Genomic DNA, 6,206 nt, shown 5'->3' with positions numbered 1-6,206 from the left:
ATATTAGCAAGGGTTTTAGCAATTAATCACGCCGCGGGCGATCGGCTAGCATTTGTGTTGATTTGGTAAACTTTTTTAATTTTGTGTTCCGCTCACTGAAAAATCAATATTAGCAAGGGTTTTAGCAATTAATCACGCCGCGGGCGATCGGCTAGCATTTGTGTTGATTTGGTAAACTTTTTTGATTTTGTGTTCCGCTCACTGAAATATTAGTATTATGAAAGTAAGTAAATTTACGGTTAATTTTACCTAAGTTCCCGGATCAAGGGCTACTTTCTCGTTAAGTATTGTTGAGGAGGCCAGCAACCTCAGTATAAATGCTGTACTCTTGAGCAATAAATTGTTGACGTATGTTAAATAGTTTCACATAAGAGACTAGATATAGCAACAGCCAAGAATAAAACTCCCAGCCGGAAAGCGTGCGTTTTTACATTCAACTTTTGCAATCACCTGTTGAGGCTAAATTTATGATGTTTGGAATAATTTGTTCTTCTTGCGTAGTATACTTTTTGCTGATGTCGATCGCCAATTACGGCGACACAGGAATGTAGATTATTTGGCGATGCTTAATCAGGGTATGAAAAAGAACTAGGCAAAAATCCAGAAGTTTTGTGGAAAATGGTTTTTATGATTTGCATATTTAGCCGTTCATACCGTAAATCAGCAACGCCGATTATTTAAGGCACTCAGGCACTCTAGACAGAAGGCAGCAGACAAAAAACAGTTTGACAACTTCGGTCAAGTCTCAGAATAAGACTTGTGTGTCGTGTACGGGCTAGGCAGAAAAATAGATGGATGAAGGAGTCGTTAAGTACCGCTGCGAATGGCAAGAGGCAGATCCTTTAGCTGCCGATAACATAGCAGATTTGATCGACTGGCGCGATCGACTCCACTCTTGGGGACTAATAGGTGTCTACGAAAATGGCATTGGTTTTGGTAACGTCAGCGTCAGACTCGACAATTCTTGCCAATTCGTGATTTCAGGCACCCAGACGGCACACTTGCCAAATCTGGGGCCTGATTTCTACTGTACTGTCACTGAATTTAACTTAGAACAAAATTTTCTCGGCTGCCGGGGCCCCGTACCAGCTTCGTCGGAGTCCCTAACTCACGCAGCCCTGTACCTTCACAGAGATGATGTGGGCGCGATAATTCACGTTCACAATCCTCAACTATGGCAGCAACTGCTGTTTAAGATTCCTACGACTAGAAAAGAAATACCTTACGGTACTCCGCAGATGGCCTTAGAAATGTTTAGACTTTTTGAGGAGGAGAATTTAGGCGATCGCAAAATTCTGGCGATGGCCGGTCACGAGGACGGAATTATCTGTTTTGGCAGTACCTTGGATGAAGCTGGCAAAGTGCTCTCGGCGGCGATCGGGTTAGACCTAGAGAGTCAAAAATTTGAGACTAAGGTTCAAAGCTACTAGATTCATCTGTGCAGTAAATCTAAAATCTCACATCGACTGACTTTGGTGCCTGATGTGAGTTAGACTGGCTTTGACCGTTGACATCTGGCAGATCGATCTAGCAGGCCCGGGTGCAAAATTTTTAAATTGCCTCTTGCCTCTGTGGTGAGGGAAAGATATTTTAAAGAAACACATTTTATAGCAAAAGCTGAGAGTAATCGTGAATCCAACTAAACTTGTAAGCTCAAAAGAACTGCAATCAGAGGTATCTCGTCTCACCGAAGAGCTGCAAATGCGCGACCAATTGGTGCAGCAGTTATCTCAAGAACTTTTCAGACTGGTGAAGGGAAATTCGAGTTTTGTGCCGGCGCCGGAAGTTTCCGATCGCCACCAAGCTCAAATGCAGGCAATGCGGGAACAACTGCAAGCTGTGGAAGAGCAGGTGGGTTTTTATCAGGAACAAATCGCCGATCGGGATACGGAGGTTTACCAACTGCGGCAATCGGTGCAAGAATTGACCGATCGCTCTAGAATGCTCGAACAAGTGGTTCAGGAATTGCCTGGGGTTTACCGCCAGAAGTTTGCCGAGCGGATCGAGCCGATTAAGGAAAAGTTGGATCAACTGCAAAAGGAAAACCGCCAGTTGCATATTGAGTTGCAGAGCGTGACTTACCGTCTGGCGATGCGGAATCGCAAGGCGAAAGGCCTGGATCTGCCGAGCGTCGATCCTGATGACGATCGCGGTATTCAAATGCCGAGCTTTGGCAATGTCTAAGGTTTTGATTGTGGCGGGCGATTCGCGGGGCCTGGCCGATTGTCTCCTGGAGGCGATCTCTCAATCCGATCCTTTAACTGAAGTCCTGATCTGCGGGGTTTCCGATCTCTATTCTGGTGCGATCGCCGATGGTGGATCGATCGTTTGTCCTTTGACGCTGGATGTGCCGTCGGATCTGGTTTTTCCGGGTCAAGATGTGTTTCGATTTGGCGCTAATGTTGTGGCGGCGCGCGATCGAGTGGCCCAGGAGTTACAAGTGCCCGTCGGCGATGGCAATTTTTGGCTACCGGTGGTGTTGACGGCAAAGGGGCCGCTGTATGCTGAGGCGATCGCTGCGGAATCTGACAAGTTGTCTGGCGAGTTGAGTTACCGTCAACCGCTGCATTTGTCGGATGTTTGGCGACAGCAGTTGTATGAGTTGGCTTTCGGGTTACTGAATCTTTTAAATGCACCACCGGCGACTTATTTGATGCAGTTCGGGTTCGTTGGGGAAAGGATTTGTTTCGATCGACTTTTGCCTTTTCCGGCTGCACCTGCGATCGCTTCTGTCGGCGTTCAAGTGCCGGATTTATTTGTCTGCCATTGGTATTGCTTGACAAATAAGCCGATTTATGATATGCAAATTACTTTTTGGTGTTCGTAGTGAGGACTTTAGTCCTTTCTTGGCTAATAAATCAGGACTTGCATTCCCAACGATCGAACCTAGTTATGGGCAATTAACCGGAGATCGTATAATTTTTATCAGGCAACTAAAGCGGGAGTTGGTGTTGAGATAATTTGCTCGAAACTGTCAAAAATTTCAAAAAGTTGGTCGAGTTGAGTAAGTTCAAATATTAGCCTGACAGTGGCTGAGACGTTGCAGATGACGAGGCGGCATCCCCGGTGGCGGGCGGCGTTGAGTCCGCCGACTAGGGCGCACAAGCCGGAACTGTCGATAAAATCTACGTCGCCCATGTCAATTACCCAGAGTTGGGGGCGATCAGGCAAAATCTCGGCTAGCTGTTGCTGGAGGAGGCTGCCGGCTTCGGAGTCGAGGCAGTTTTGAGGTTGGAGGATGATGTGTTGGTTGAAGTTGGGAAATTCCATAGCAGTTATCCTCGGATTGTCAAGTATCAATAAGTGAGTTCGGTTGCTGCCAAAGTTGAGATCATCAGGGAATTTCAGCTAAGGTTCTAGGATGCGCGATCGCCCTTGTGGGAATCGGTGGCGATCGCCCTGGTGATAAATTTAGTAGGATGACGGGCTGGCGATGGGCTCAACGCAACCGCAACTATTCTCCATTCATCTATAATGCCCTAAAGGCTAGTTTTTTGTTAGGCGGGCGATCGCGAGTTTTGTGTGTTCTTAATCACAGCGAAGGATTGCACTATTGGCTGAATCGAGCCAAGATATAAATGTATTGAGCTTTGCAAAAGTTTACGAAGGCAGTATCGAATGTCTTTTGAGTTTTTATCGTTAGAGACTATTCAGCAATTTGCCCACGATTACGGCTACTGGGCGGTATTTTTGGGTATTTTGCTAGAAAATCTGGGAGTCCCTCTCCCAGGCGAGACAATTACTATTGCTGGTGGCTTTTTGGCTGGCAGTGGGGAACTGAATTTCTGGTTTGTGCTCGGAAGTGCGATCGCCGGTGCGACTCTCGGCGGAAATTTCGGTTATGCGATCGGCAGATACGGCGGCTGGCCGCTGCTGCTGAAGCTAGGACAATTTTTCCGCTTTCGGGAAGAACAACTGTTTGACCTAAAAGAACAGTTTAGCAAAAATGCAGCTAAAGCGGTATTTTTAGGCCGTTTCATCGCACTGCTGCGGATTTTTGCCAGCCCCCTAGCGGGCATCGCAGAAATGCCTTTTTGGAAATTTTCGCTGTTCAATATTCTGGGTGCAGCAAGCTGGGCATCTGTCATGGTAAGTTTGTCATACTTTCTAGGACAAGTTGTGTCTTTAGAGAAGTTGGTAGCTTGGGCGGCTCAATTTGCTGTATTTGCTTTGCTGTTAGCAGTTGCTTGGATTGTAATTCCTATGTGGTTAGAGTCGCGGACTTTGGACAAGACCAAGTAGAGACGCAACATTGTTGTGTCATCAACTCCGATACCGCCTAAGTAAGGACACAACAACGTTGTTGTGTCCTTATTTTTTGTATTGCTAAGACTCTCAGAAACCGGGTTTTTGACAACTCTGGGTACAGCGCCGAATTCTTGCAAACAACCAGGTTTCTAACACCTAATGCGGTTATAATTGCGAGTACGATCGCACGAGGATGTACTATGACGGCATCAACAGAAATTCGCGAAGAAGTAATGGAGAGTAAGCCACAAAGTTATTACTCTCCAACCGAGTATTTTGATTCAGAAGAAGCCGCAGAGTATAAAAGTGAATATCATCGCGGTCAAATAGTACCAATGGCGGCAAATTCCGCTAATCACAATATGATAGTAGGTGATTTTGTTACTCCTTTGAATTTTGCTTTTAAAGGACAGAAATATTATCATTTATTTGCTTTGGGTTTGCGTTTATGGATACCACAGAAGCAATTTTGTACTTATCCTGATGTGATGGTAGTTGCGGGTAAGCTAGAGTTTGCTGAGGGGAGGAAAGATGCGATTACTAATGTGGTGATGGTGGCTGAGGTTTTATCGAAATCGACAGCGAATTACGATCGTGGTGACAAATTTAAACTTTTTCGCACGATTCCTACATTCAGGGAGTATGTTTTGATCGATCAGTACGAAATGCACGTCGAACAGTTCTGTAAGAGGGATGACAATAAGTGGGTTTTGTCTGAGTATGATGGTGCTGATGCGGTTCTGGCGTTGAGTTCGGTGTCTTTTGAGATGTCTTTGGGCGAAATGTACGATCGTGTGGATTTTGAGTCTGAGGAGTGAGGAATGAGCTTTTGAATGCACTCAAGTAATTTCAAATATGCTATTAATCTAGTCCAGATTTTCAACGCACTATCGGCGAATAACCAAGAGGACATTGTAGCCCATCTTTAGAGTTGGTAACAACCGGTAATCCAGGAAGCTCTTTTGAAGGTTGATAGCTTTCACAAAATAGAGAAGATGTAGACTTACTGTCAGCATTGTTAACCCAAAAAACTATTCCTGTATAGTTTTTCAATCCATCTCTCTTTGCTAAACCAATTGATTGCACAAAACGCCCATCGTTGCTCAAAACAATACTATATGAATAACCTGCCGTCTCTGATTTTATACCTAATCCCAATTCTGGCAAAATAGACGTAAAACGTCCATTTTCAGCATAAAAAGCTTGTTGTCCTCTATTTATAGATGCAACATATTGTTTTCCTTCCGATTGTCTAGCTTGGTTGGGTTCTTTAAAATTAATTACTTTCACATTATCAGGCAATGTCGTTTTTTCAGATACTTTCTGAAAAATCCTGGCATTAGAATCAAAAGAAGTAGGTCGAGATGCTCGAATATTATTTAAGATTAAACGCAACTTACCATCAGCCGTAAACTCAAAAATTGTCCTTCCCGTAACTTGACCTCGTGTTAATATATCCAAATTCTTGGGTTGATGATTTACATCAGTCTGATATTCCATTTGTTTAGCAATAGTAGGCGTATTCCAAACAAATAACGTCCCTTCATTAGTAAAAATTAATGTTACAGAATTACCAGGAGTTTGTGTTTGCCATTGACCTATTAATTGTTTGGGAACAGACTGATTACCATTAGCCACAAAAGTTGAATTTGAAGAAGTTTCAGGATTTCGTGCCCTCCAGAATGCAAAGCAAGCTATGGCTAATACTACTATCCATCCTGGACTAATAAAAACTTTTTTCAAAGGTGAAATCTCAGGTCTTTTTTGAGGGGGAGTCATAGTAATTTACCATTTTTACAAAGCTTTGCTACACAATAAACGTTAGAAGCTCACGATAGCACAGGTTCGTCGCGGTGAAATTGTCTATATGTAAGTTAGGGATTTTTCATAAATAGTTGCCCTGCTTGTGCAGTCAAAATAACTTGATATTCTACAGGCTCCATTTTTAAGTGCTGTCA

7 protein-coding genes are annotated in these 6,206 nt (G+C 44.0%); 5 read left to right on the top strand and 2 right to left on the bottom strand.

The features are described 5' to 3' along the window. The first annotated feature begins 791 nt into the window (after nucleotides 1-791). The 3 genes from QUB66_RS19910 (at nucleotide 792) to QUB66_RS19900 (ending at nucleotide 2,827) form a co-directional block, all read left to right on the top strand. Nucleotides 792-1,430: a class II aldolase/adducin family protein gene (locus tag QUB66_RS19910; RefSeq protein ID WP_265234879.1), complete on the top strand. Its 639-nt coding sequence runs from the start codon at nucleotides 792-794 to the stop codon at nucleotides 1,428-1,430. A 199-nt stretch (nucleotides 1,431-1,629) separates the two neighbouring features. Further along, nucleotides 1,630-2,184 carry an Npun_F5560 family protein gene (locus tag QUB66_RS19905; RefSeq protein WP_265234880.1) on the top strand — a complete coding sequence of 185 codons (555 nt, stop codon included), beginning with the start codon at nucleotides 1,630-1,632 and terminating at the stop codon, nucleotides 2,182-2,184. Continuing rightward, the gene (locus QUB66_RS19900; RefSeq protein WP_332969440.1) at nucleotides 2,177-2,827 is read left to right on the top strand and encodes a hypothetical protein; all 651 of its coding nucleotides are present in this window, start codon (nucleotides 2,177-2,179) and stop codon (nucleotides 2,825-2,827) included. The genes QUB66_RS19905 and QUB66_RS19900 overlap by 8 nt, the downstream gene beginning before the upstream one ends. A 98-nt stretch (nucleotides 2,828-2,925) precedes the next feature. Here QUB66_RS19900 and QUB66_RS19895 read toward each other — a convergent pair whose 3' ends face one another. Next, nucleotides 2,926-3,270, bottom strand: a complete 345-nt coding sequence (locus tag QUB66_RS19895; protein ID WP_265234882.1) for an STAS domain-containing protein — start codon at nucleotides 3,268-3,270, stop codon at nucleotides 2,926-2,928. A gap of 348 nt (nucleotides 3,271-3,618) precedes the next feature. On the opposite strand from QUB66_RS19895, the gene QUB66_RS19890 reads away from it, so the two are divergent. Together QUB66_RS19890 and QUB66_RS19885 are read left to right on the top strand one after the other, a co-directional pair. Further along, entirely contained in the window at nucleotides 3,619-4,242 is a 624-nt protein-coding gene (locus QUB66_RS19890) for a DedA family protein (protein ID WP_332969442.1), read from the top strand. 206 nt (nucleotides 4,243-4,448) lie between these two features. Then, nucleotides 4,449-5,066, top strand: a complete 618-nt coding sequence (locus QUB66_RS19885; protein WP_332969443.1) for a Uma2 family endonuclease — start codon at nucleotides 4,449-4,451, stop codon at nucleotides 5,064-5,066. 61 nt (nucleotides 5,067-5,127) lie between these two features. Here the strand turns inward: QUB66_RS19885 and QUB66_RS19880 are convergent, their stop codons facing one another. Beyond that, a complete protein-coding gene (locus QUB66_RS19880; protein WP_265234885.1) occupies nucleotides 5,128-6,027 on the bottom strand; it encodes a type IV pilin-like G/H family protein in 900 nt (299 codons plus the stop codon). Between the last annotated feature and the right edge of the window lie 179 nt (nucleotides 6,028-6,206).

Source organism: Microcoleus sp. A2-C3 (assembly GCF_036706065.1).
In the GTDB taxonomy this organism is placed as follows: Bacteria; Cyanobacteriota; Cyanobacteriia; order Cyanobacteriales; family Microcoleaceae; genus Microcoleus.
This window is presented reverse-complemented; position numbering and strand designations above follow the sequence as displayed.

Bases quoted from the DNA above. Each gene is read 5' to 3' on its own strand.
- QUB66_RS19895 (WP_265234882.1), bottom strand. From the start codon at position 3,270: ATGGAATTTCCCAACTTCAACCAACACATCATCCTCCAACCTCAAAAC.
- QUB66_RS19900 (WP_332969440.1), top strand. From the start codon at position 2,177: ATGTCTAAGGTTTTGATTGTGGCGGGCGATTCGCGGGGCCTGGCCGAT.
- QUB66_RS19910 (WP_265234879.1), top strand. From the start codon at position 792: ATGGATGAAGGAGTCGTTAAGTACCGCTGCGAATGGCAAGAGGCAGAT.
- QUB66_RS19880 (WP_265234885.1), bottom strand. From the start codon at position 6,027: ATGACTCCCCCTCAAAAAAGACCTGAGATTTCACCTTTGAAAAAAGTT.
- QUB66_RS19885 (WP_332969443.1), top strand. From the start codon at position 4,449: ATGACGGCATCAACAGAAATTCGCGAAGAAGTAATGGAGAGTAAGCCA.
- QUB66_RS19890 (WP_332969442.1), top strand. From the start codon at position 3,619: ATGTCTTTTGAGTTTTTATCGTTAGAGACTATTCAGCAATTTGCCCAC.